Consider the following 20,647-nt stretch of genomic DNA (forward strand, 5'->3'; position numbering starts at 1 on the left):
GTCGGTCATAAAGCCCACTTGGCCGAGGGCCTTGATGAACAGGAAGCCGCTGCGGGCTGCCAGACCGGGGATCTTGGCCTCCACGGTGGCGTCGCCGGTGCCTAGGGCCGTGATCGTGCCATCAGCTGCCACGCTCACGACGCCTTCTCCTTTGGTCACGCTCCAGGCGGGCGTGTAGGCGTCGCCATGGTCGATGCCCTGCAGCACCGAAGCAAAGCTCGAGCCGTCTTTGGTGTGCAGCTTCACCTGGGCCGAATCACCCACCCCCAGCTTGGTGCCGCCTTCGAGGCTGGCGATCACCGGCACGTGGGTGGTTTCGGTAACGAAGATCGAGTGGCTTGGGCTGTTGAAGGGTTTGGGTTCGACTGCGGCGATTTGCTCAGCAGGCAGCACCTTGAGGTTGAGGGTGTAAGGCACATCCGCGAAAGGTGAGCCCCGCAGGGTGGCGAACAGGGCAAACAGGATCGGCATCTGCACCAGCAGGGGCAGGCAGCCAGCCAGGGGGCTGCCGAACTCCTTCATCAGCCCGCCCAGCTCCTCCTGCTGCTTCTGGGGGTTGTTGGCGTACTTGGCCTTGATCTCGGCCTGCCGCTTCTGCATGGCGGGCTGGGCGATTCGCATGCGGCGGGCGTTGCGGATCGAGCCGGCGCTGAGCGGGAACAGGGCCAGCCGGATCACCACGGTGAGGGCGATGATTGCCAGGCCATAGCTGGGCACCAATCCGTAGAAGAAATCGAGGATTGGGAGCAGCAGGTTGTCGGAGATGTAGCCGATCACGGCAGAGGGGCTCTCTGGGTAGGGGGGAGCGTGGGCTCAGTGTGACTGATGGTCTAGGCGGCCATGCCCTTAGGTGTGGAGCTTTTGGCTTGGCGGCGCTCCTCGATGTAGGCCTCCAGGTCCCGGAACCCAGGCACTGCGCGCATCTCGAGCTTGGAGCCGTCGTTGAGCACCAGCACCATGTCGCCCCAGAGGCCGAAGCCGCGGGGCACACTGCGCACCTCCCTGATTTGGCTGTACACAACCTGGGTGCGGTCGCGCCCCAGCCAGCCACCATTTACCTCGATGCGGCGACTGGTGATCCGGAAACGCAGCCATAGAGCCCGCACGATCGCTCCAATTGCGAAAGGAATGCCGATCAGGGTGAGCCCGAGCACCAAATTGAAGATCAGGTCTCCCTTGGCGGGTCCACCTTCGTAGAAAACGCTTTCCTGAATGGAGGTGGCGGGGGCAGTGCTCATCGCGTCAGGCCTGCTTGATGAAGAAGTTGATTGCATTCTCCCAGCAAGGCCTGGGGGCATTGCTCAGCGCTACCGGGTTTGAGGCTGAGTAGGAGCCAGAGGCAGCGCTGGCCATCGCCGATTTGCTGGGCAAGTAGGTGCTCGTGCAGGAGGCGGCGCAGGCGATTGCGGCGCACGGATCGTTTGTGCACCTTGCTGCTGATCACAATCCCGCAGCGCCAAGTGCTGGCCGGACTTTCCTGCTGCTTGGCAGGTAGGAGTGGGGGCAGGGCGTCCAAAACGCGGAGCAACAAAAAAGGGCCGTGCGTTTTGCGGCCCTTCTGATACACACGGTCAAACACCCGTTGCCCCTTAAGCCGGTGGCACTGGGGCAGGGCCAAGGCTCTTAAACGGCGAGGCGGGCCCGGCCGCGGCGGCGGCGGGTGCGGATGACGCGGCGGCCTGTGTGGCTGCGCATGCGCACACGAAAACCAGATACGCGCTTGCGCTTACGACTCGTTCCTTCCAGGGTGCGCTTGGTCATGGCTGGCTCTTCGCTGCGCTTATTGCGTCGGTAATGGGCGTAAGGGCCAACCTATCAGGCGGGGTTGGCACCTCCCCCCTCAGTACCACCACTGCTCAGTTGGTAGGGGGATCGATCTGAATCAGCCAGCTGCCCAGGTAGCCGGCTATCGGCACGTCGCCTGGGGCTTGGGCCATGGCATTGAACTGATACATGCCGATGTTGAAGGGATTGAAGATGTTCATGTACACCCCGATGGTGCCGGTGTCTGGCACGGGGGTATCTGGGAAAATCTCTATGGCACCGCCATCGGCAGATACTTCGATCGTGGCTGGGATGGTCTCCTGGCACTTGGTGCGAGACATCATGCCGCCCTCACTCATCTTGCAGAGCTTGACTCGCTTGGGATCAATCTTGGTGTCAAAATAACTTGGGACGCTGATACTTAGTTTTAGAATTGCCGTCTTGCGATCTTTTGGTCTGAGTATCAAGTAGTACTCCGAGCGCTTAAGGCGCTGGGTGTCGGTCATAAAAAAGTAGAGCTTGCGGTAGTCCTTGGTGTTGTCCCAGCGGAACTCCATCAGGCTGGGCGTGCCCTGGGCCAGGCTCGGCTGGAGACTGGTGCTAAGCGCAACTGCTCCAGTGACGAGTGCGGCGCTGGCGGCCAGGGCCGGGAGGGCGAGTTGGTGGCGAAGGCGAGGGAAACCCATCAGGGCTGCACCAATAAGTGATTTGATTCTCAGCAGGGAGCTGCTGCCCCGGTGCCCGGGGTGGCCGGCCCCAAAGGTGGCGGCGGGCCTATGGCTGAGCCCGATCTGGTCGCAGGCCAGCTGCCTCGCGCAGGTAGGGGTGCACCGGGGTCTGCTGCGGTTGTAGCCAGGCATGGGCCAACAGTCGGATGCAGCGAGGCAGATCGCCTGCTACTTCCATTTGCTGGCAATCGAGCAAAGCCACCTGGTCCCAGCCCGGCTGGCGCCTGGCGATGGCCGCCGGAAAACAGGCATCCAGATCCCGGGTTACGGAAAAGGTCACCGACACCAGCTGCTCTCCCTGGAGTCCATTGCGCTCCATAAGGGCATCCACAAGCTCCCTTACACAGGCTTGAATCGCCGCGGTGCTGTTCGCCTCGGCGGTGGTTGCCCCGCGTAGGGCCCGCAGCACAAAACCAGCATTCATGGCCTGTAGAGCCACAGGGGTTGACCGCTCCAGGCCAGTTCCAGGCTGAAGCTCTCGATCAGCTGGCGCAGTTGGCTGCGGCCTGGCAGTACACCGCCAAAGCGTTTAGGCGGGCTGCCAAAGGTGGTTGGGCGGGTTTTCTCAGGGTCGAGGCCAGCCAGCTCAGCGGCCAGTCGCCTGGCCGTCTCCTCATCACCGAGCACATCCACTAAACCCAGCTCCAGGGCTTGGGCGCCGCTGAACACCCGGCCATCGGCGAAGCCGCGCACCGTCTCTTGGTTAAGCCCCCTTCCCGTTGCTACGGCCTCCACAAACTGGTGGTAGCTCGAATCAATCAAGCTCTGCAGCAGCTTGCGTTCCCCTTCGCTGAGAGCGCGATCCGGCGAAAGAATGTCTTTGTAGAGGCCGCTCTTGACGGTTTCAAAGCTCACGCCCACCCGCTCCAGCAGTTTGGAGAGGTTGTTGCCCCGCAGAATCACGCCAATCGAGCCGGTGATCGTGCCTGGGTTGGACACAATTTTTTCGGCGGCAACTCCGATGTAGACCCCGCCTGAGGCGGAAATGTTGCCGAAGCTGGCCACCACCTTGCAGCCCTTTTCTCGCAGGCGCATTAGGGCGCTGTAGATCTCCTGGCTGTCGCCCACGGTGCCGCCGGGGCTATCGATACGCAGCAGAAGAGCAGGGCACTCCCGTTGCTCCACCTGGCGCAGGGCCTTGAGCACCCGGCTGCGGGTGGGGCCGGCGATTGGTCCTTCGATGGCAATGCGCGCCAGGGTGCGACGGGTCTTGCGGCGCCAGGGCCAGGGCATTTGGGATAGGTGAAGTGGTTGGATCTTAAAAACAAAGCCTTCGCCGGCCAGGAAGCCCATGCCCCAGGCCCTGCGATGGCCCTTGATGTTGCTCCCTTTTGCGCTGTGGGGCACGGCGATGGCGGCGATGCGGCCCCTGCTGGAATCCGCCAGTCCCCTGCAGGTGGCAAGCCTGCGGCTGCTGCCAGCGGGGGTTCTGGTGCTGCTGGCCGCCCTGTTGCTAGGCCGCTCCCTGCGGGTGGCTGCCGTTGATTGGCCCTGGTTGCTGGCCTTTGCCCTGGTGGACGGCAGCCTCTTCCAGGGGCTCCTGGCCCGGGGCCTGGGCCAGACTGGAGCGGGCCTGGGTTCGGTACTTATTGATTCCCAGCCCCTGCTGGTGGCCCTGCTGGCCCGCAGTTTGTTTGGGGAGGCGATCAATCCGGTGGGCTGGGTGGGCCTGCTGCTGGGGTTGCTCGGCATCCTTTGCCTGGGTTTGCCGGCACCGGTGCTGCGCCACTGGTGGCTCGATGGTCCCGTCGCCCTTGGCGAACAGGCCTGGAGCCATGGGGAGCTGTGGATGCTGGCGGCGGCGGCGGCGATGGCCATCGGCACGGTGCTGAGTCGCTACGCCAGCCGTCAGAGTGATCCGGTGGCAATTACCGGCTGGCACCTTCTGCTTGGTGGCCTGCCGCTGCTGGGCGGGGTCGCCTGGGAGGGAGCCCTACTGCCCTGCTGGAGCCTGGGAGAATGGGGATTGATGGCTTACGCCACCGTGCTCGGCAGCGCCTTGGCCTACGGCCTCTTCTTCTGGTTTGCCAACAGTGGTGACCTCACGGGTTTCACCGCTCTCACCTTCTTAACTCCCGTCTTCGCCCTGCTCTGCGGGGTTTTGCTGCTTGGTGAGCAGTTGCAGCCGCTGCAGTGGCTCGGGGCCCTGCTGGCCTCGGTTTCGGTGCTGTTGATCAACCGGCGCCAGCAGCTCTGGCGCGGCACCTCCCTGCTGGAGCAGCCGTGATGCGGATTCTGGTGGTGAGTACTCCGGTGGGAGCCCTGGGCAGTGGCCGCGGCGGTGGCGTGGAGCTCACGGCCTGTGCCCTAGTAGCGGGGTTGTTGGGGCGGGGCCACCGGGTGACGGTGCTGGCTGCCGAGGAGTCGGTGTTGCCCACCTCCTGCCTCGCCGCCGAACTTTGGACCTGTAGCGGCAGCTCCCAGACCAGCGCCCAGCACCAGCAGCGCAGTGCCGCGATCACGATGCCGGCCGATGGCCTGCTGCAGGCCTTCTGGCGGCGGGCTCTGTTGGAGGGGCCTGGGGCCGGCTTTGAGGCGGTGATCAACCTGGCCTACGACTGGCTGCCTCTCTGGTTGACGCCCATAGCGCCCCTGCCCCTATTTCACCTGGTGAGCATGGGTTCGGTGAGTGAGGCGATGGATTTGGCGATTGCCGAGCTGGCGGCTTGGGATCAGCGGCGCCTCGCTTTTCATACCCGCGTGCAGGCGGAGGATTTTTGTTTGCCCCAGGCGCCGGTGGTGCTGGGCAATGGCTTTGACCTAGATGCCTATGGCTTCTGCGCCGAGCCTGAGCCGCTGCTCGGCTGGGCCGGCAGGGTGGCGCCGGAGAAGGGGCTGGAGGACGCGGCGGCGGCGGCGGCCCAGCTGGGGTTGCCCCTAGCGGTGTGGGGTTTGGTGGAAGACCAGGCCTATGCGGCAGCGGTGGAGGCGTCGGTGCCGGCTGGCACCCTGCAGTGGCGGGGTTTCTTGCCCACCAATCAGCTGCAGCAGCAACTCGGCCATTGCCAGGCCCTGCTGAATACTCCCAAGTGGAATGAGGCCTACGGCAACGTGGTGGTGGAGGCGCTGGCCTGCGGTGTGCCGGTGGTGGCCTATCGCCGCGGCGGCCCCGGCGAGTTGGTGCAGCACGGTCTCACTGGACTGCTGGTGGAGCCGGATGACGTGACGGCCCTGGCGGCGGCGGTGGCCCAGGTGGGCGCGATGGAGCGACGCGCCTGCCGGGCCTGGGTGGAGGCCAACGCCACGCGGGCGGTGCTGGCGGAGCGGGTGGAGGCGTGGTTGCTGGCGGGGCTGGGATTGTGAAACGGTTTTTCAACCCATCCTGAGAGCTAAATGTTGATGCTTAGTCGACTAACCTGTATCCAAGAGGAAAGTTGATCACAGCCATGCGGCAGGTGAACATGCACGAGGCCAAGACCCACCTCTCGCGGCTGGTTGATGAGGCAGCAGCAGGGGAACCGTTTGTGATCTGCAAGGCTGGTCGGCCCATGGTGTGCGTCTCCCCCCTCAGCGAAGCAGGCACTGCTGGGGCACCGCTGCGGCGCCTGGGCCTGCTGGCCGGCCAGTGCCAGGTGCCCGACGACTTTGATCAGCTGGGTGCCGCCGAGATTGCGGATCTGTTTGAAGGCGCCTGAGGTAAGCGATGCGCATGCTGCTCGATACGCATCTGCTGGTGTGGGCGATGGGCTCGCCCGAGCGGCTGTCAGCGGCACTAGCGGCGATGCTGCAGGATCCCGCCAGTACGCCTGTATTCAGCGTGGCCAGCCTGTGGGAGCTGGTGATCAAACAGGCGCTAGGGAGGCCCGATTTCCGGGTGGAGCCAGCCTTGCTGCGCCGAGCCCTGCTTGATGGCGGTTGGCAGGAGCTGCCGATCCAGGCCCATCACGCCCTGGCGGTGGCCTCACTGCCGCTCCTGCATCGGGATCCCTTTGATCGGCTGTTGCTGGCCCAGGCCAGCGCCGATGGCCTGCTTTTGATCACTGCCGATCAGCAACTGGCGGCCTATCCGGGGCCGGTGCGGCTGATGGGCTGAATGGGCGCTTCAGTACGTTGAATGCTTCGGCAAAACGCCCTCTGCCACAGCGCTTAACGCCAGATCTGCTAATGGCTGAGCCGCCACCGGCCACGCTGGCCCGCCATCGCCTCGTCTTGCTCTGCACCCTGGCGATCGGCTTGCTGCTGTTCGTGTGGCAGCTCGGCAGCACGGGGCTAGTGGATGAAACACCGCCGCTGTTCGCCGCCTCGGCGCGGGCGATGGCTGAAACGGGCGACTGGCTGATTCCCTGCGTCAACGGCCTGCCCCGCTACGACAAACCGCCGCTTTTGTATTGGCTGATGGGGGCCCTCTATGCCCTGCCGGGGCAGCAGGCCTGGAACCCCCTGGGCACCTGGGCGGCGCGCCTGCCCTCGGCCCTGGCCAGCGTGGCCCTGATGCTTGGTCTGGCCCACACGCTGCTGCGCTGGCCCCAACGCTCCCGGGCCCCAGGGGCCACGGCGCTGGCGGCCGCCCTGGCCTACGGCCTTTCGCCCCTGGCGCTGGTGTGGGGCCGCATCTCTGTGAGTGATGCTCTACTGGCTGGGTGTCTGGGGTTCAGCCTGCTGCTGAGCTGGCGCTGCTACGCCGCAGGCGGGCGCCGCTGGTGGCAGGCCTGGCTGGTGCTGGGGCTGGCGGTGCTGGCCAAGGGGCCGGTGGCGGTGCTTTTGCTGGGGCTCACCCTCCTTTTATTTGGCTGGCTGCAGGCGGATCTGGGCGGGCTGTGGGCGCGGCTGCGGCCCCTGCCTGGACTGGCACTCACCGCCCTGGTGGCGCTGCCCTGGTATGGACTGGCGCTGCTGGTGGAGGGAGAACCGTTCTGGCAGAGCTTTTTTGGCTATCACAATCTTCAGCGCTTCACCGCGGTGGTGAACAACCACCAGGCTCCCTGGTGGTTGTTCGGGCCGGTGCTGGTGATCGCCAGCTTGCCGGTCACGCCCTTGTTGCTGCTGGGGCTGGCCCAGGGACTGGGGCGCCTGCGCTGGCGCTGGCTGCCGGCCGAGCCGCTGGCGCCCGAGCTCTCCCTGCAGCGTTTCGCCGCCTGCTGGCTGCTGGCGGTGTTCCTGTTTTTCACTGCGGCCGCCACCAAGCTGCCCAGCTACTGGCTGCCGGCCATACCGGCGGCGGGCCTGCTGGTGGCCCTGGCTGCTCAGCGGTGCCGGCGCTGGGCCTGGGGGCTGAGCCTGCTGCTCACGGCGGTCGTGGCCGGGGGCTTCGCGGCAGGACCCCTTTGGCTGCCGCTGATTGAGGCTCCCGAGATGCCCAGCCTGGTGGCTGAGCTGTTGGCGGCGCCCTGGGTGCCCCTGGCCGCGGCCTTCTGGGCCCTAGCCCTGCTGCTGGGGGCCTGGGCAGGCTGGCGCAAGGACGCTCTGTCGGGCCTGCTGGCCCTGCAGCTGCCGCTGGCAGCGTTTGTGCCGGCCGTGTTGCTGCCGCTGGTGGAGTTGGGGGATCGGCTGCGGGCCGCCCCAGTGCGGGAGCTCGCGGCTGAGGCCCGCTCCGCCCGCCGGCCCAGCGAGCCGCTGGCGATGCTCGGCATGCTCAAACCCTCGCTGCATTACTACAGCCGCCGGGTGGTGATCTTCGAGGGTGATGAGCCCCAGCACCTGTTGAACCTGGCCGATCGCCTGCGGCATGAGAGCCGCCCAGGCCAATCCGCCAGCACGCCGGCGCAGCAGCCGAGTGTGTTGGTGGTGATTGATTCCGGCACCGCCGCCCAGCCCCACTGGCAGGGACTTAAACCCCAGCTATTGAGTCGCCGCGGTATTTATGCCCTCTGGCGTCTGGAGCGCAGTCGCCTGGAGCAGCGGGCGGCCCAGCTGCAGCGGCAGGGGGTGGCCGCCGACTGGCAGCTGCAGCGCCCCGAGCGCTACTGAGGCTGCGCGCCTTCTAAAGACTGGGTCAGCTGCTTTTGCCGGCAGAAACTGCAATGGCCCCAGCGGGCCATCTCACCGGCGGGGGCCGGGCTGGTGCAGCGGGGACAGCTAGCCATGCCGTGGACGTCCACCCGGCTGGGATGGACGCTCCACACCTCTTCCTCCTGCTGGCGGCCGGGGGCTACGGCGGCGCTGGGGTGGTGCTGCTCCAGGCGGATGTCGCGCACGGTGAAGCCGTTCGCGCGTAGGGCCCCCAGCAGTTGGTGGCGGTTGTATTGGAGCGCCTGCAGCCAGGGGCCAGGGGCGGCGCCCACGGTAAGCAGGCCGCTGTGCAGCCGCAGGGGCCGGCAGTGGGGTGCCAGCTGGGCGCCGGCGATGCGGGGCCAGGCCTGCCATAGGGCTGCCAGGTGTCCGCCCTGCTGCCAGCTTTGCTCCAATTCCCGCAGGCAGCTGGCCAGGGCGCTGGCGGGCTGCCGGGGTGGCGGCATCAGCAGGCTCAGATTGCCGAGTTGGCGGGTTTGCTGTCGGGGGGCCTTGGCCATGGCTTGACCCTATCGGCGGTGCGGCAATCCCGCTGGTGAATCAAGCCAAACCCTGGCTAACCTCAGGCCTTGCCCCTGCAGCCTCCGATGGGCTTCTTCGACCGCCTCAGCCGCCTGATCCGCGCCAACGCCAATGCGGCGGTAGGCGCGATGGAGGACCCTTCCAAGATTTTGGATCAATCGGTGGCCGACATGCAGTCGGACCTGATCAAGCTTCGCCAGGCGGTGGCTACTGCTATCGCTAGCCAAAAGCGCATCCAGAACCAGGCCGAGCAGGCCGATTCCCAGGCTAAAACCTGGTATGAGCGCGCTGAACTGGCCCTCAAGAAGGGTGAGGAAGACCTGGCCCGCGAAGCCCTAGGGCGCCGCAAAACCTGCCAGGACACCGCCACTGCCCTCAACACCCAGCTGCAGAGCCAGGCGGGTCAGGTGGACCAGCTCAAAAAGAGCTTGGTGTCACTTGAGAGCAGGATCGCCGAGGCCAAAACCAAAAAGGACATGCTCAAGGCCCGGGCCCAGGCGGCCCAGGCCCAGGAGCAGCTGCAGAGCGCCGTGGGCAGTCTCGGCACCAACAGCTCCATGGCCGCCTTTGAGCGCATGGAGGAAAAGGTGCAGACCCTGGAGGCTCGCAGCCAGGCCGCCGCTGAGCTGGCTGGAGCAGATCTGGAGAGTCAGTTTGCGGCGCTTGAAGGGGCCCCCGAGGTTGACGATGAATTGGCGGCTTTGAAAAATCGCCTGGCCGGTGGCACACCGGTATCCCTGCCCCTGGGCACACCAGCTGCTCCCCAGCTCGAGCCGGTAAAGGTGAGCGAGGTAGACCCGGAGCTCGAGGAGCTCAAGCGTTCGATCGACAAACTCTGAGCGGCTTGGCAGTTCGTCTCCGGCCGGCTGCCCCGCTCCATACAATCGATGTACGCATACGTTTTAAGGGCTGCTGTCGTGTCTGTCGCTCATCTCACCGATGCCAATTTCCAAGCTGAGGTGACCGATTGTTCTACGCCCGTGCTGGTGGATGTGTGGGCCGAATGGTGCGGTCCCTGCCGGCTGATGGCTCCAATGATGGAGTGGATGGCTGCTGAATATGCGGGTCGTCTGGTGGTGGGCAAGCTCGAGGCAGACGCCAACCCAGTGATTCGCGATGGCTTGCAGATCCAGGGACTGCCCGCCCTGATCTTGTTCCGAGATGGCAAGGAACTGGCACGCCACGAGGGTGCCATGGCCAAACCGCAGCTACAGGCTTTTGTGGATGCCCATATCTGAGCGCCTGTCGCGTCTTGGCAGCGGCGTTTTCGCCCGCAATGACCAGCGCAAATCTGCCTACGCATCTCGTGCCGCCAGCCGGGGTTTATCCCCACTGCTCGATCTCTCACTCGGCTCCACCGATCTGCAACCCCCCGAGGCAGCGATCGACGCGATCGCTGCCCAGCTTGGTCGGCCCGCCAGCGCCTCCTACTGCCTTCACGCGGCGACCCTGCCCTTTCGCTCGGCAGTGGCCGATTGGGCCCAGCGTCGCTTTGGGGTGAAGGTGGATCCGGAGACGGAGGTGCTGTTGCTGGTGGGTTCCCAGGAGGGAACGGCTCACCTGCCCCTAGCGGTGCTCAACCCGGGTGATCGGGCCCTGCTGCTCGACCCCTGCTACCCCTCCCACCTGGGTGGCTTACACCTGGCTTCCGCTGAGCCGGTGTTGTTGCCGCTCGATCCCGAGGCGGGCTGGCGACCGGATTTTGATGCCCTCAGCCCAGAGCAGTGGGACGACTTGAAGTTGATGGTGCTCGGCTACCCCCACAACCCCACTGCCACTACGGGCCAGCAGGTCTGGCTGGATGAAGCGGCGGAAAGGGCCTTTCGCCATGGGCTGGTGCTGGCCCACGACAACCCTTACGTGGATCTGGCCCTCGATGGCGAGGCGCCGGCCCTGTTGCGAGCACCCCATTGGCGCGACTGCGGCATTGAGTTTTTCTCCTTTTCCAAGGGCTGGTGTTTGGGGGGCTACCGGCTGGCTTTCGCCATCGGTGCCGAGTGGTTGATCAGCGCCTTGCGGCAGCTCAAGGGGGTGGTGGATTTCAATCAGTCCCTTGCCCTGCAGGCCGGGGCGATTGCGGCGCTTGAGCAGGCTCCCCATTGGCCTGGTGAGTTGCGGCAGGAATACCGGCAGCGACGCGATCGCATGGCTGACGCCCTTGAGGCGGTGGGCTGGCCAGTGCGGCGGCCCTCAATGGCGCTGTATTTGTGGTTGGAGTTGCCGCCCCAGGCGCGCGAGCGCAGCTGGGGTAGCGAGGATTTTTGTGCAGCCCTGCTCGAGGCCACCGGTGTGGCCCTGACGCCTGGCAATGGCTTTGGCCCCGGAGGCGAGGGCTGGCTGCGCCTTGCCCTGGTGCATCCGGTGGCTGACCTCGAGGCTGGTGCGGCCCGCATCGGTGCCTGGCTGGCCACCCTTTGAGCTGGCAGTTGCGCCGCCTGCCGGTGTGTGCCAGCACCGAGATCGAACTTGATCGCTGGCTGGAGCGGCGCCAGGCCGCAGGCATGTCGCTGCAGCGGCTGGCGGTAACAGCTCGGCGCCAGCGTTTTGGCCACGGTCAGCAGGGGCGGCCCTGGTTATCGCCGGCGGGCGGGATCTGGCTCAGTGCGGCCATTCCTTGGGCTGGGGATTTGCCTGGAACGGCCTCCCTGGGCCTTGCGGTAGCGGTGGGGCTGGCCCAGCAGCTCGAGGCCCTGGGGCTTTCGGTGCAACTCAAGTGGCCCAACGATCTGCTCGTGGGGGATCGCAAAATTGCGGGGTTGCTGCCCCGGATGCGCTTGCGGGGTCAGCGGATCCGCGCTGCCCAGGTTGGGGTTGGTCTGAATGGTTGCAACCGGGTGCCGCCTGGAGCCCTGTCGGTGGCAGAGGCCCTCGGCTGCCGCCAGGGCCACCCCCTGGCGCGGCCAGAGCGCTTGTTGCCCAGGGTGCTTGCCGGCCTGGAATGGGCTGCGGCCCATGCCCAGCAGCCTTGCCAGGTGCGCGCTGCCGCCGAGGCCCGGCTGTGGCGCCCTGGGGCGGGCTGGTTGCACGACGGTGAGCTTTGGCAGGTGCTGGGTCTGCATGCCGATGGCCGCCTGCGCCTCGGCCGGCAGGGGCGGGAGCTGGCCCTCCAGCGCCACTTCTGAGGCCGTTCCTTCGGCAAGGCCGCGGTTAGGCAGGATTTTTACAATGGCGCCTATGCGCGATCGCCAGCCACCGGGGCAAGCCCCCCTAAATTCTGCTGCCCCAAGCCCCCTGCGCCGGGGCCGGGTCTTGGTGGGGATGCTGCCCCTTATGGCAGCCCCCCTGCTGGGAGTGGGCCTGGCCTGGGGGCAAGACCAGCTCAGTCCTGGCCTTGCCCCTTCGCCTGCTGCCGCTGGAGCCAACCCCCAGCCGGCAATCGAGATGCCGCCAGCGCCACCGCCCGTGCCCCTGGCCCAGCCGCTACGTCCCGATCCGGCTGCCCTGCAGAGCCGGCCGCCGGCCCGTTTTGATGCCTCCCTCGATGAGCTGGTGCGTGATGGCGTGGTTAGTCCGGTGGAGCGGGCCCGGATTCGTTCGGGCTCCGGCACGACCCCCTTCAACGTGCCGGCCCACCAGCAGGCCTGCAGCAGCGGCGCCCTTTCCCAGCAGGAGTGCAGCAGTGGCTTGGTGGTGCGCTGGCGCGGCCGTACCAACAACGACGTAAATGGTGGCGTAGCAGGCGCTGAATCTTTTGCCCGCTATGACGGCGAAGGTCGCTTGCTGCCGCCGCTCACGGTGCCAGTTTCGGCCCTGCTGGCCGGCGCTGGCGGTAGCTTCCGCCTTGCCGATGTCTTTGGGGTCACGCCCCGCCCGGCTCCGATCGGTGGCAATGGCAACCGCAAGCTGCTGTTTCCTCTTATTGGCTCGGCGATCACCAGCAGCAACTTCGGCTACCGGCTGCACCCGATCCTGGGCAGCTGGCTGATGCACGCGGGCCGCGATCTGGCGGCTCCAGAGGGCACGCCAGTGGTTTCAGCCCTGGGCGGCTTGGTGGTGAGCAGTGGCCTGGCGGGTGGCTATGGCTTGGCGGTTGAGGTCGAACACGACCGGCCGCGGCGCCGCACCCTCTACGGCCATCTCAGCGAGCTCTACGTCAAGGAGGGTGATCGGGTGCGCCAGGGCGAGGTGATAGGTCGGGTCGGCAGCACGGGCTTGAGTAGCGGACCCCATCTGCACTTCGAGTTGCGGCTGCCCGGCGACGGCGGCTGGGTGGCGGTTGATCCTGGTGATCTAGATCCGGGCAAGGGGGCCGCCGGCAGCGATGCCATCGCCCTGTTGATGGGGCAGCTACTGGAGAGATTGGAGCGGCCCCGCACCCTTAGCTGAGGATCCGGCCGTCGCGGAAGTGCACAATCTTCTCGGCCCGGGCAGCTACGTCGTCTTCGTGGGTCACCATCACCACGGTCATGCCGCCGCGATGCAGGGCATCGAAGATGTCGAGTACTTCGGCGGTGGTTTGGGAATCCAGGGCCCCGGTCGGCTCGTCGGCCAGCAGCAGGGCGGGCTGGTTGATGATCGCCCTTGCTATGGCTACCCGTTGCTGCTGGCCGCCCGAGAGCTGATTGGGCTTGTTGTTTAGCCGCTGACCCAGCCCCACCCGCTCTAGGGCCGTTTGGGCCCGTTGGCGCCGCTCAGCGGCAGGCACCCCCGCGTAAACCATCGGCAGGATCACATTGTCGAGGGCGCTCAACTGGGGCAGCAGATGGAACTGCTGAAACACAAAGCCCAGGTCGCGGTTGCGCAAATCAGCGAGCTGGTCGTCGCTGAGGTCTTCCACCGGGGTGTTGTTGAGCCGGTAGCTGCCGCTGGAGGGGCGGTCGAGGCAGCCGAGAATATTCATGGCCGTGCTTTTGCCGGAGCCGGACGCCCCCATCACGGCCAAGTAATCCCCCCTATTGACGGTGAGATCCACACGGTCGAGGGCCTTAACGGCCATCTCGCCGCTGCCATAAACCTTGTCTACGCCCTGAAGTTGGGCAACGGGATCGCCCATCAAATCGTTGCCCTGTTCTTAAAAAATGAACTGTGCTCAACCAATGGCCTGAACCAGCATCGGCGTGCCGGTAACAGCCTGGCTGGCCCAGGTGAATAGGGGGTTGGAGAGAATGCCACCCACCGCTGTGACAATCACGCAGCCCACCAGGGCGGTGCGCAGGGCGGGCAGGCCAGCCACAGACCAATTGATGGCCGGGTAAGCCTTCACCAAATCTGAGGCTTCCTGGGGCTCTTTCACCACCATCATCTTGATTACTGAGATGTAGTAGTAGATCGATACCACCGAGGTGACCAGACCCACCACCACCAGCAGGTATTGGTGATCGGCCCAGCCGGCAAAAAATAGATAAATCTTGCCGAAGAAGCCCAGCATCGGCGGTATGCCACCTAGGGAAAGCAGGCAGAGACTTAAGCCCAGGGTGATCAGCGGATCCTTTTGATAAAGGCCGGCGTAATCGGCGATGCGGTCGGAGCCGGTGCGCAGTGAGAACAGGATGATGCAGGCGAAGGCGCCCAGATTCATGAACAGGTAGGCCGCCATGTAGAGCACCATCGCGGCGAAGCCGTCTTCGGTGCCGCACACCAGGCCGATCATCACGAAGCCGGCCTGGCCGATGGAGCTGTAGGCCAGCATCCGTTTCATCGAGGTTTGGGCCAGGGCCACCACGTTGCCCAGCACCATGCTGAGCACCGCAAGCACGGTGAACAGCAGCTTCCACTGGGCATCAAAGCTCTCGAAGCAGCCCACCAGGATGCGCAGGGCCAGGGCAAAGCCGGCGGCCTTGGAGCCCACCGAAAGGAAGGCCACCACCGGCGTTGGCGAGCCCTCGTAGACGTCGGGGGTCCACTGGTGGAAGGGCACCGCGGCGATCTTGAAGGCCACCGTGGCCAGCACGAAAACCAGGGCTAGAGCCGTAACCGGCGAGGCGCTGGTGCGCAGGGCCAGGGCTACGGCGTCGAGGCCGGTGGCGCCGCCGGTGAGGCCGTAAAGCAGGGAGGCGCCGTAGAGAAATACAGCCGCGGCGGCCGAACCCACCAGCAAATATTTCAGTGCTGCCTCGGAGCTACGGGCATCCCTCTTCATGTAGCCGGCCAGCAAATAGCTAGACACAGAAAGAGTTTCCAGGGACACGAAAATTGTCACTAGATCGGTGGAGCCACATAGGAACATGGCGCCGAGGGTGGCAGCCAGCAGAATGCCGGCGAACTCACCCACCGGTGTGCCGCTCTGCTCCACGTAGCGCCAGCTGAGCAGCAGTGAAATCAAGGTGGAGGCCGCCACCACGGCTCGGAAGGCAATCGCCAGGTTGTCCGCCAGGAAGGAGCCCACGAAGGCGGGCTGCAGGTCGGGGGTGTTCCACTGCAGGGCAAGCAGCACCAGGGCGCTGCCCAGGCCGGCATAACAAATCGGTGGCACCCAGCGGCTGGCGGCCTTCTCGCCAGCGAGATCCACCAGCAGGCAGGTGAGCAGCGCGATCAGCACCGCCGCCTCCGGGGCGATGGCGCCAGCGTTGAGCTGGAGATTTAATCCTCCCGTTCCGGCACCACTGCCGATCGCATCGGCCACGGAAGAGAGGGCGCCCAGCAGGAACATCAGCGAGGGGACCGCGAGGTGGGAGCTGTGATGTCGGTGACTGTAGCTGCGCCTGGCTGTCAACTTGGGCGCTTGATGCGATAAAGAGGGAAGCGGTAAGGCGCTGGTCTGTGGGTCACACCCTGGTCATTGTTGAAAGTCCGACGAAGGCCCGCACCATCCGCGGCTTCCTTCCCAAGGACTTCAAGGTGGAAGCCTCGATGGGGCACGTCCGCGACTTGCCCAATAACGCCAGTGAGATTCCGGCGGCTCACAAGGGTGAGAAGTGGGCCAATCTCGGCGTCAACACCGCCGCCAACTTCGAGCCCCTCTACGTGGTGCCGAAGGACAAGAAAAAGGTGGTCAAGGAGCTCAAGGATGCCCTCAAGGGCGCCGACCAGCTGCTGCTGGCAACTGACGAAGACCGGGAGGGGGAATCGATCAGCTGGCACCTGCTGCAGCTGCTCAGCCCCAAGGTGCCGGTGAAGCGCATGGTGTTTCACGAGATCACCAAAGAGGCCATCAGCCGGGCTCTCGAGGACACCCGCGACCTCGATATGGAGCTGGTGCATGCCCAGGAAACCCGGCGCATCCTCGATCGGCTGGTGGGTTACACCCTTTCGCCGCTGCTGTGGAAAAAGGTGGCGTGGGGGTTGAGCGCCGGCCGGGTTCAATCGGTGGCAGTGCGCCTGCTCGTGCAGCGCGAGCGGGCCCGCCGGGCTTTCCGCAGCGGCAGCTACTGGGACCTCAAGGCCCGGCTGGAGCAGGGCGAAGCTGGCTTTGAGGCCAAGCTCAGCCATTTGAAGGGGGAGCGCATCGCCGGAGGCTCCGACTTCGATGAGAGCACCGGCGCCCTTAAGGCCGGCAGCAAGGTGAGGCTGCTGAGCGAGGCCGAGGCCCGCCAGCTCCAGGTCCAGGTGCAAGCCAATCCCTGGCAGGTGACCTCCGTAGAGGAGAAGCCCACGGTGCGAAAGCCCGTGCCGCCTTTCACCACCAGCACCCTGCAGCAGGAGTCCAACCGCAAGCTGCGGCTCTCGGCCCGGGAAACCATGCGCACGGCCCAGGGCCTCTACGAGCGCGGTTTCATCACCTACATGCGCACCGACTCGGTGCACCTCAGCGACCAGGCGATCAACGCAGCCCGCAGCTGCGTCAGCGAGAAGTACGGCAAGGACTACCTCAGCCCCAGCCCCCGCCAGTTTTCCACCAAGGCCCGCAACGCCCAGGAGGCCCACGAGGCGATTCGCCCAGCCGGTGAGGCGTTCCGCACCCCAAACGCCACAGGTCTAGATGGCAAGGATCTGGCCCTCTATGAGCTGATCTGGAAGCGCACCGTGGCCAGCCAGATGGCTGATGCCCGCCTCACCATGCTCGCCGTTGAACTGCAGGCCGATGGCGGCGCCCTGGGCCCAGCCCAGTTCCGGGCCTCGGGTAAGCGCATCGACTTTGCCGGTTTCTTTCGCGCCTACGTCGAGGGCAGCGACGATCCCGATGCTGCCCTTGAAGGTCAGGAGCTGTTGCTGCCGGCCCTGAAGGTGGGCGACAGCCCCGCCTGCAAGGCGGTGGAGGCCCTGGGCCACCAAACCCAGCCCCCCGCTCGCTACAGCGAGGCTGCCCTGGTGAAGATGCTTGAGAAGGAGGGCATCGGTCGCCCCTCCACCTATGCCTCGATCATCGGCACGATCGTCGATCGTGGCTACGCCACCCTCGCCAACAACTCCCTCACCCCCAGCTTCACGGCTTTTGCCGTGACGGCCCTGCTGGAGGAGCACTTCCCGGATCTGGTGGACACCAGTTTCACGGCCCGGATGGAGAACACCCTCGATGAGATCTCCCACGGTCAGGTGCAGTGGCTGCCTTATCTGGAGAGCTTCTTTAAGGGAGAAAAGGGCCTGGAAACCCAGGTGCAGCAGCGGGAGGGTGATATCGACCCCGGCGTGTCCCGCACCGTTGAGCTGGAGGGCCTGCCCTGCGTGGTGCGCATCGGCCGCTTCGGCGCCTACCTGGAAACCAAGCGCGTCGCTGAAGACGGCACCGAGGAGCTGCTCAAGGCCACCCTGCCCCAGGAGATCACCCCTGCCGATCTCGATGCCGAAAAGGCGGAGTTGATCCTGAGGCAAAAGGCCGATGGGCCCGAGTCCCTTGGTGATGACCCGGAAAGCGGTGAGCAGGTGTACTTGCTGTTTGGCCAGTACGGGCCGTACGTGCAGCGGGGCCAGGTGAGTGACGAGAACCCCAAACCGAAGCGAGCTTCGCTGCCCAAAGGCGCCAAGCCCGAGGAGCTGACCCTGGAGGATGCCATCGCCCTGTTGCGGCTACCCCGCCAACTCGGCGACCACCCGGAGGGCGGTCGGGTGGAGGCGGGGCTTGGTCGCTTTGGCCCCTACGTGGTGCACCACAAGGGCAAAGGCGAGAAGGACTACCGCTCCCTCAAGGCGGAGGACGACGTACTGGTGGTTGGCCTTGACCGAGCCTTGGAGCTGTTCGCCATGCCCAAGAAGGGCCGTGGCGGCCGCACGGCCCTCAAGGACATCGGTGTCCCCGAGGGCGCCGACGAGGCGATCCAACTGTTTGACGGTCCCTACGGCCTCTATGTCAAGCAGGGCAAGGTGAATGCTTCGCTGCCGGAGGGCACCACCGCCGACACCATCACCCTGGAGCAGGCGGTTGAGCTGCTGGCCGCAAAGGCAGCTACTGGCAAAGCTGCGGCCAGGAAGCCGGGAGCCAAAAAGCCAGCAGCCAAAAAACCGGCAGCTAAGGCTCCTGCGGCAAAGAAAGCTCCCAGCACCACCAAGACCGGCCGGCTGCGCGCCAGCGCGGTGCGGGTGATCAGGGCGGCGGACAGCTGATGGCAGGCGCCGGCCGCACCTTTGGGTCGCTGCTTTGCGCCCTAGCGCTGGCTGGCTGCAGTGGCACCCGCTTCGGCGACCAGCTGGCCCGCAGCTTCTCAGCGCCCCCGGCCCAGCCCGCTCAGCCGGTCTCTCCTGCCCCTAATCCAGCTACCGCCACTCCCGCCTCAAAAGCTGCTGCCCCCACTTCTGCTGCCCCCACTGCTGTCTCCCCCAAAAAGGCTGAGCCCAAGCCCGTGGAAGCCAAGCCGGCAGCCGTCAATCCCAGTAAGCCAGCCCCCTATCGCATCACGATCCAGCTGCCCTCCGCCGATCCCGCGGCCCCGGCTGAAGCGGTCACACAAGCCTTGCGGGCGGCGGGGGTCAGTTTTGAGGTGGAGATGATTGAGCGGGTCGGAGCTGCTGCCACGCCGGCGCCTGCCCCCACGGTCACACCGGCGCCGGCACCGCGCTGATGTCGTCCCGGCGCCAACTCAACCGCGGCCAGGCCCGCCAGTTGATGGATACGGCCTATCTCGCCGCCGCCACCGCCCTGCTGTGGGTGGCGCTCTACTACCTGCCGGTGGGCAGCCCCCTATTTCGGCTGGCCCTGCCCCTACCCCTGGCCCTGTTGCAGTTGCGTCATGGCTGGCGCTGTGCCGTGGAGGGACTGGTTGTGACCGCCCTATTGCTGGTCGCCTTGATGGGTCCGATCCGGGGGCCGTTGGTGGTTTTCCCCTATGGCTTGCTGGCCCTGTGGCTGGGCTGGTGCTGGCGGGCCAGGGCTGGTTGGCGCTCCAGTTGGTGGCTGAGCTGGGGCGTTGGCAGCCTTATCGGTGCAGCCGGCTTCCTGGTGCGGGTGGCGGTGCTATCGGTTTTGGTGGGCGAGAACCTTTGGGTGCTGATCACCACGGCGGCTGCTGGTTTATTGGAGAAGCTGGCTGGCTGGCTGGGCTTGGCGGCATCGATCGAGCTGGCCCAGGTGCAGCTGGCTGCGCTGGCGTTGGTGTGGGTGCAGAACGTGATCGTGGTGCTTGCCCTGCATGCGGTGGCCTACTGGATCTTTCCGCGCCTGCAAGCTCCAATCCCAGAGCCACCAGATGCCCTGAGGGCCCTGGTGGCCCTTGATCCCCTCTGAGTGGCCTGATGGCCCCTGATTCCTGGACCCAGGCTCTGGAGCAGGGCTGGCGCCGCAGCCGCACTCTGCTGCTGCTCGCCGCCACCGATACGGCTGCGGTGCCTGGGATTTCCGCTGCCGGGGCCTCGCCCCAGGCCCGGCTGGGCACGGCGGCCGCCGATGCCGAATTGCTGCTGCTGGGCCCCGGTGGTCGCCGCTGCCATGCCCTGCCGCCCCTGCCGGCGGGGGTCAGCCCGGCCCTGATCAGCCACGTGGTGTTGAGTCAGCTGGGGCTGCTGGAGCGCACCCGGGTGCTCGATCTGGGCTGTGCGATCGCGGCGGCGGTGCCGCACCTGCGCCTGCCGGGGCTGGAGAGTGCCGGCCCGGCCCGCTGCCTCAGCACGGGCCAGGCCCTTGCCCCAGCGAGGGTGGCGGCCCTCGTGCAGCGCGGCAGCGCCTGGGGCAGGCGCTTGGATCCGGCCGAGCCGTTGCTGCTGGCCGAATGTGTGCCAGGCGGCACCACCACGGCCCTGGCGGTGCTCGAGGGCCTGGGGGTGGCAGCGGCGGGTCTAGTGAGCGGCAGCTTGCGCCAACCGGCCCATGGCCTGAAGGCGGCCCTCGTGGCTCAGGGTTTGGCTGCAGCGAGTTTTGAGGCGGCAGATCCGACGGGAGTTGCGCACCCCCTAGCATTTGCGGACCCCCTAAACGTGTTGGCGGCGTTGGGGGATCCAATGCAGGCCTTCGCTGCTGGGCTGGTGGGGGCGGCGGCGGCCCGCGGTACGCCGGTGCTGCTGGCCGGTGGCAGCCAGATGGCGGCGGTGCTGGCCCTGGCCCTAGCCCTGGCTGAGCCAGGCCAGCGGCCAGCCCTGGCGGATCGCTTGGTGGTGGCCACCACCGCCTGGGTGGCCGAGGAAGCTGGCAGCAACCTGGCCCTGCTGCTGGAGCGCATAGGTGCCCGCTGGCAGGTGCGGCCGCGGCTGGAGGTGGCGGCCCTGCGCTTCCATGGCTGCAGCAGCGCCGCCCTACGCGACTACGAGCGCGGCTACGTCAAGGAGGGGGTGGGGGCCGGCGGCCTGGCCCTGCTCTGGCAGCTGGCGGGCCGGCAGCCAGGGGCCCTGGCTGAGGCCTGCGACGCAGCCTGCCGGCTGGAGCTCGGTGCCTAGGGTCGCTG

General features: G+C 66.2%; 24 protein-coding genes. 14 read left to right on the plus strand and 10 right to left on the minus strand.

All coding sequences use genetic code 11. The features are described from left to right. The 7 genes from yidC to sppA all read right to left on the minus strand — a co-directional run. Positions 1–777 (minus strand): membrane protein insertase YidC (yidC, locus tag KBY74_RS02000; protein ID WP_254941276.1); only part of this gene is annotated, 777 nt, incomplete at its 3' end. 53 nt (positions 778–830) lie between these two features. After that, entirely contained in the window at positions 831–1,238 is a 408-nt protein-coding gene (locus KBY74_RS02005; protein WP_254941277.1) for a PH domain-containing protein, read from the minus strand. Beyond that, positions 1,235–1,618 (minus strand): ribonuclease P protein component, encoded by a 384-nt coding sequence (gene rnpA, locus KBY74_RS02010; protein ID WP_254941278.1) that lies wholly within the window; start codon positions 1,616–1,618, stop codon positions 1,235–1,237. The genes KBY74_RS02005 and rnpA overlap by 4 nt, the downstream gene beginning before the upstream one ends. Positions 1,619–1,623: 5 nt before the next feature. Next, a complete protein-coding gene (gene rpmH / locus KBY74_RS02015; protein WP_006170261.1) occupies positions 1,624–1,761 on the minus strand; it encodes a 50S ribosomal protein L34 in 138 nt (45 codons plus the stop codon). Between the two features lie 95 nt (positions 1,762–1,856). After that, positions 1,857–2,450, minus strand: coding sequence for a DUF2808 domain-containing protein (locus KBY74_RS02020; protein ID WP_254941279.1), 594 nt, complete (start codon positions 2,448–2,450; stop codon positions 1,857–1,859). Between the two features lie 88 nt (positions 2,451–2,538). Beyond that, complete coding sequence (gene aroH / locus KBY74_RS02025) at positions 2,539–2,916, minus strand: chorismate mutase (protein WP_254941280.1); 378 nt, start codon at positions 2,914–2,916, stop codon at positions 2,539–2,541. Further along, entirely contained in the window at positions 2,913–3,725 is an 813-nt protein-coding gene (sppA, locus tag KBY74_RS02030) for a signal peptide peptidase SppA (protein ID WP_106501686.1), read from the minus strand. The genes aroH and sppA overlap by 4 nt, the downstream gene beginning before the upstream one ends. A 58-nt stretch (positions 3,726–3,783) precedes the next feature. Here sppA and KBY74_RS02035 point away from each other — a divergent pair, with 58 nt between their 5' ends. The 5 genes from KBY74_RS02035 to KBY74_RS02055 all read left to right on the plus strand — a co-directional run bounded on the left by KBY74_RS02035 (position 3,784) and on the right by KBY74_RS02055 (position 8,399). After that, a complete protein-coding gene (locus KBY74_RS02035; protein WP_254941281.1) occupies positions 3,784–4,719 on the plus strand; it encodes a DMT family transporter in 936 nt (311 codons plus the stop codon). Next, positions 4,719–5,795, plus strand: a complete 1,077-nt coding sequence (locus KBY74_RS02040; RefSeq protein ID WP_254941282.1) for a glycosyltransferase — start codon at positions 4,719–4,721, stop codon at positions 5,793–5,795. Before KBY74_RS02035 ends, KBY74_RS02040 begins: the two co-directional genes overlap by 1 nt. Before the next feature lie 83 nt (positions 5,796–5,878). Further along, positions 5,879–6,127 (plus strand): type II toxin-antitoxin system Phd/YefM family antitoxin, encoded by a 249-nt coding sequence (locus KBY74_RS02045; protein ID WP_254941283.1) that lies wholly within the window; start codon positions 5,879–5,881, stop codon positions 6,125–6,127. Between the two features lie 14 nt (positions 6,128–6,141). Next, the gene (locus KBY74_RS02050) at positions 6,142–6,525 is read left to right on the plus strand and encodes a type II toxin-antitoxin system VapC family toxin (protein WP_254941284.1); all 384 of its coding nucleotides are present in this window, start codon (positions 6,142–6,144) and stop codon (positions 6,523–6,525) included. 71 nt (positions 6,526–6,596) lie between these two features. Further along, complete coding sequence (locus tag KBY74_RS02055) at positions 6,597–8,399, plus strand: glycosyltransferase family 39 protein (RefSeq protein WP_254941285.1); 1,803 nt, start codon at positions 6,597–6,599, stop codon at positions 8,397–8,399. Here KBY74_RS02055 and KBY74_RS02060 read toward each other — a convergent pair. Then, positions 8,393–8,941: a DUF721 domain-containing protein gene (locus KBY74_RS02060; protein ID WP_106501429.1), complete on the minus strand. Its 549-nt coding sequence runs from the start codon at positions 8,939–8,941 to the stop codon at positions 8,393–8,395. The two genes, KBY74_RS02055 and KBY74_RS02060, sit on opposite strands and share 7 nt — an antisense overlap. Positions 8,942–9,028: 87 nt before the next feature. Here KBY74_RS02060 and KBY74_RS02065 point away from each other — a divergent pair, with 87 nt between their 5' ends. From KBY74_RS02065 to KBY74_RS02085, 5 genes are read left to right on the plus strand one after another with little or no spacing between them, the layout of a single operon-like run. Beyond that, positions 9,029–9,802: a PspA/IM30 family protein gene (locus KBY74_RS02065; RefSeq protein WP_254941325.1), complete on the plus strand. Its 774-nt coding sequence runs from the start codon at positions 9,029–9,031 to the stop codon at positions 9,800–9,802. Positions 9,803–9,850: 48 nt separating this feature from the next. Continuing rightward, entirely contained in the window at positions 9,851–10,201 is a 351-nt protein-coding gene (locus tag KBY74_RS02070) for a co-chaperone YbbN (RefSeq protein WP_254941286.1), read from the plus strand. Beyond that, on the plus strand, positions 10,188–11,381 hold the full coding sequence (locus KBY74_RS02075) for an aminotransferase class I/II-fold pyridoxal phosphate-dependent enzyme (protein WP_254941287.1): 1,194 nt from the start codon (positions 10,188–10,190) through the stop codon (positions 11,379–11,381). The genes KBY74_RS02070 and KBY74_RS02075 overlap by 14 nt, the downstream gene beginning before the upstream one ends. Next, positions 11,378–12,085, plus strand: a complete 708-nt coding sequence (locus KBY74_RS02080; protein WP_254941288.1) for a biotin--[acetyl-CoA-carboxylase] ligase — start codon at positions 11,378–11,380, stop codon at positions 12,083–12,085. Before KBY74_RS02075 ends, KBY74_RS02080 begins: the two co-directional genes overlap by 4 nt. Positions 12,086–12,137: 52 nt before the next feature. Continuing rightward, entirely contained in the window at positions 12,138–13,289 is a 1,152-nt protein-coding gene (locus tag KBY74_RS02085) for a M23 family metallopeptidase (RefSeq protein ID WP_254941289.1), read from the plus strand. Here the strand turns inward: KBY74_RS02085 and KBY74_RS02090 are convergent. Both KBY74_RS02090 and KBY74_RS02095 read right to left on the minus strand, forming a co-directional pair. Further along, complete coding sequence (locus KBY74_RS02090; RefSeq protein WP_254941290.1) at positions 13,282–13,956, minus strand: ABC transporter ATP-binding protein; 675 nt, start codon at positions 13,954–13,956, stop codon at positions 13,282–13,284. The genes KBY74_RS02085 and KBY74_RS02090 overlap by 8 nt on opposite strands. A 36-nt stretch (positions 13,957–13,992) precedes the next feature. Then, positions 13,993–15,552, minus strand: coding sequence for an NAD(P)H-quinone oxidoreductase subunit N (locus tag KBY74_RS02095; protein ID WP_254941291.1), 1,560 nt, complete (start codon positions 15,550–15,552; stop codon positions 13,993–13,995). A gap of 110 nt (positions 15,553–15,662) precedes the next feature. Between KBY74_RS02095 and topA the strand changes: the two genes are divergently transcribed. From topA to KBY74_RS02115, 4 genes are read left to right on the plus strand one after another with little or no spacing between them, the layout of a single operon-like run. Then, positions 15,663–18,380 carry a type I DNA topoisomerase gene (gene topA / locus KBY74_RS02100; RefSeq protein WP_254941292.1) on the plus strand — a complete coding sequence of 906 codons (2,718 nt, stop codon included), beginning with the start codon at positions 15,663–15,665 and terminating at the stop codon, positions 18,378–18,380. Continuing rightward, positions 18,380–18,835, plus strand: coding sequence for a hypothetical protein (locus KBY74_RS02105; RefSeq protein ID WP_254941293.1), 456 nt, complete (start codon positions 18,380–18,382; stop codon positions 18,833–18,835). Before topA ends, KBY74_RS02105 begins: the two co-directional genes overlap by 1 nt. After that, a complete protein-coding gene (locus KBY74_RS02110; RefSeq protein WP_254941294.1) occupies positions 18,835–19,497 on the plus strand; it encodes a DUF2232 domain-containing protein in 663 nt (220 codons plus the stop codon). Before KBY74_RS02105 ends, KBY74_RS02110 begins: the two co-directional genes overlap by 1 nt. Positions 19,498–19,505: 8 nt before the next feature. Beyond that, the gene (locus KBY74_RS02115; protein ID WP_254941295.1) at positions 19,506–20,639 is read left to right on the plus strand and encodes a nicotinate-nucleotide--dimethylbenzimidazole phosphoribosyltransferase; all 1,134 of its coding nucleotides are present in this window, start codon (positions 19,506–19,508) and stop codon (positions 20,637–20,639) included. Positions 20,640–20,647 lie beyond the last annotated feature (8 nt).

Origin of the sequence: Cyanobium sp. A1C-AMD (genome assembly GCF_024346495.1) — a bacterium.
GTDB lineage: Bacteria > Cyanobacteriota > Cyanobacteriia > PCC-6307 > Cyanobiaceae > Cyanobium_A > Cyanobium_A usitatum.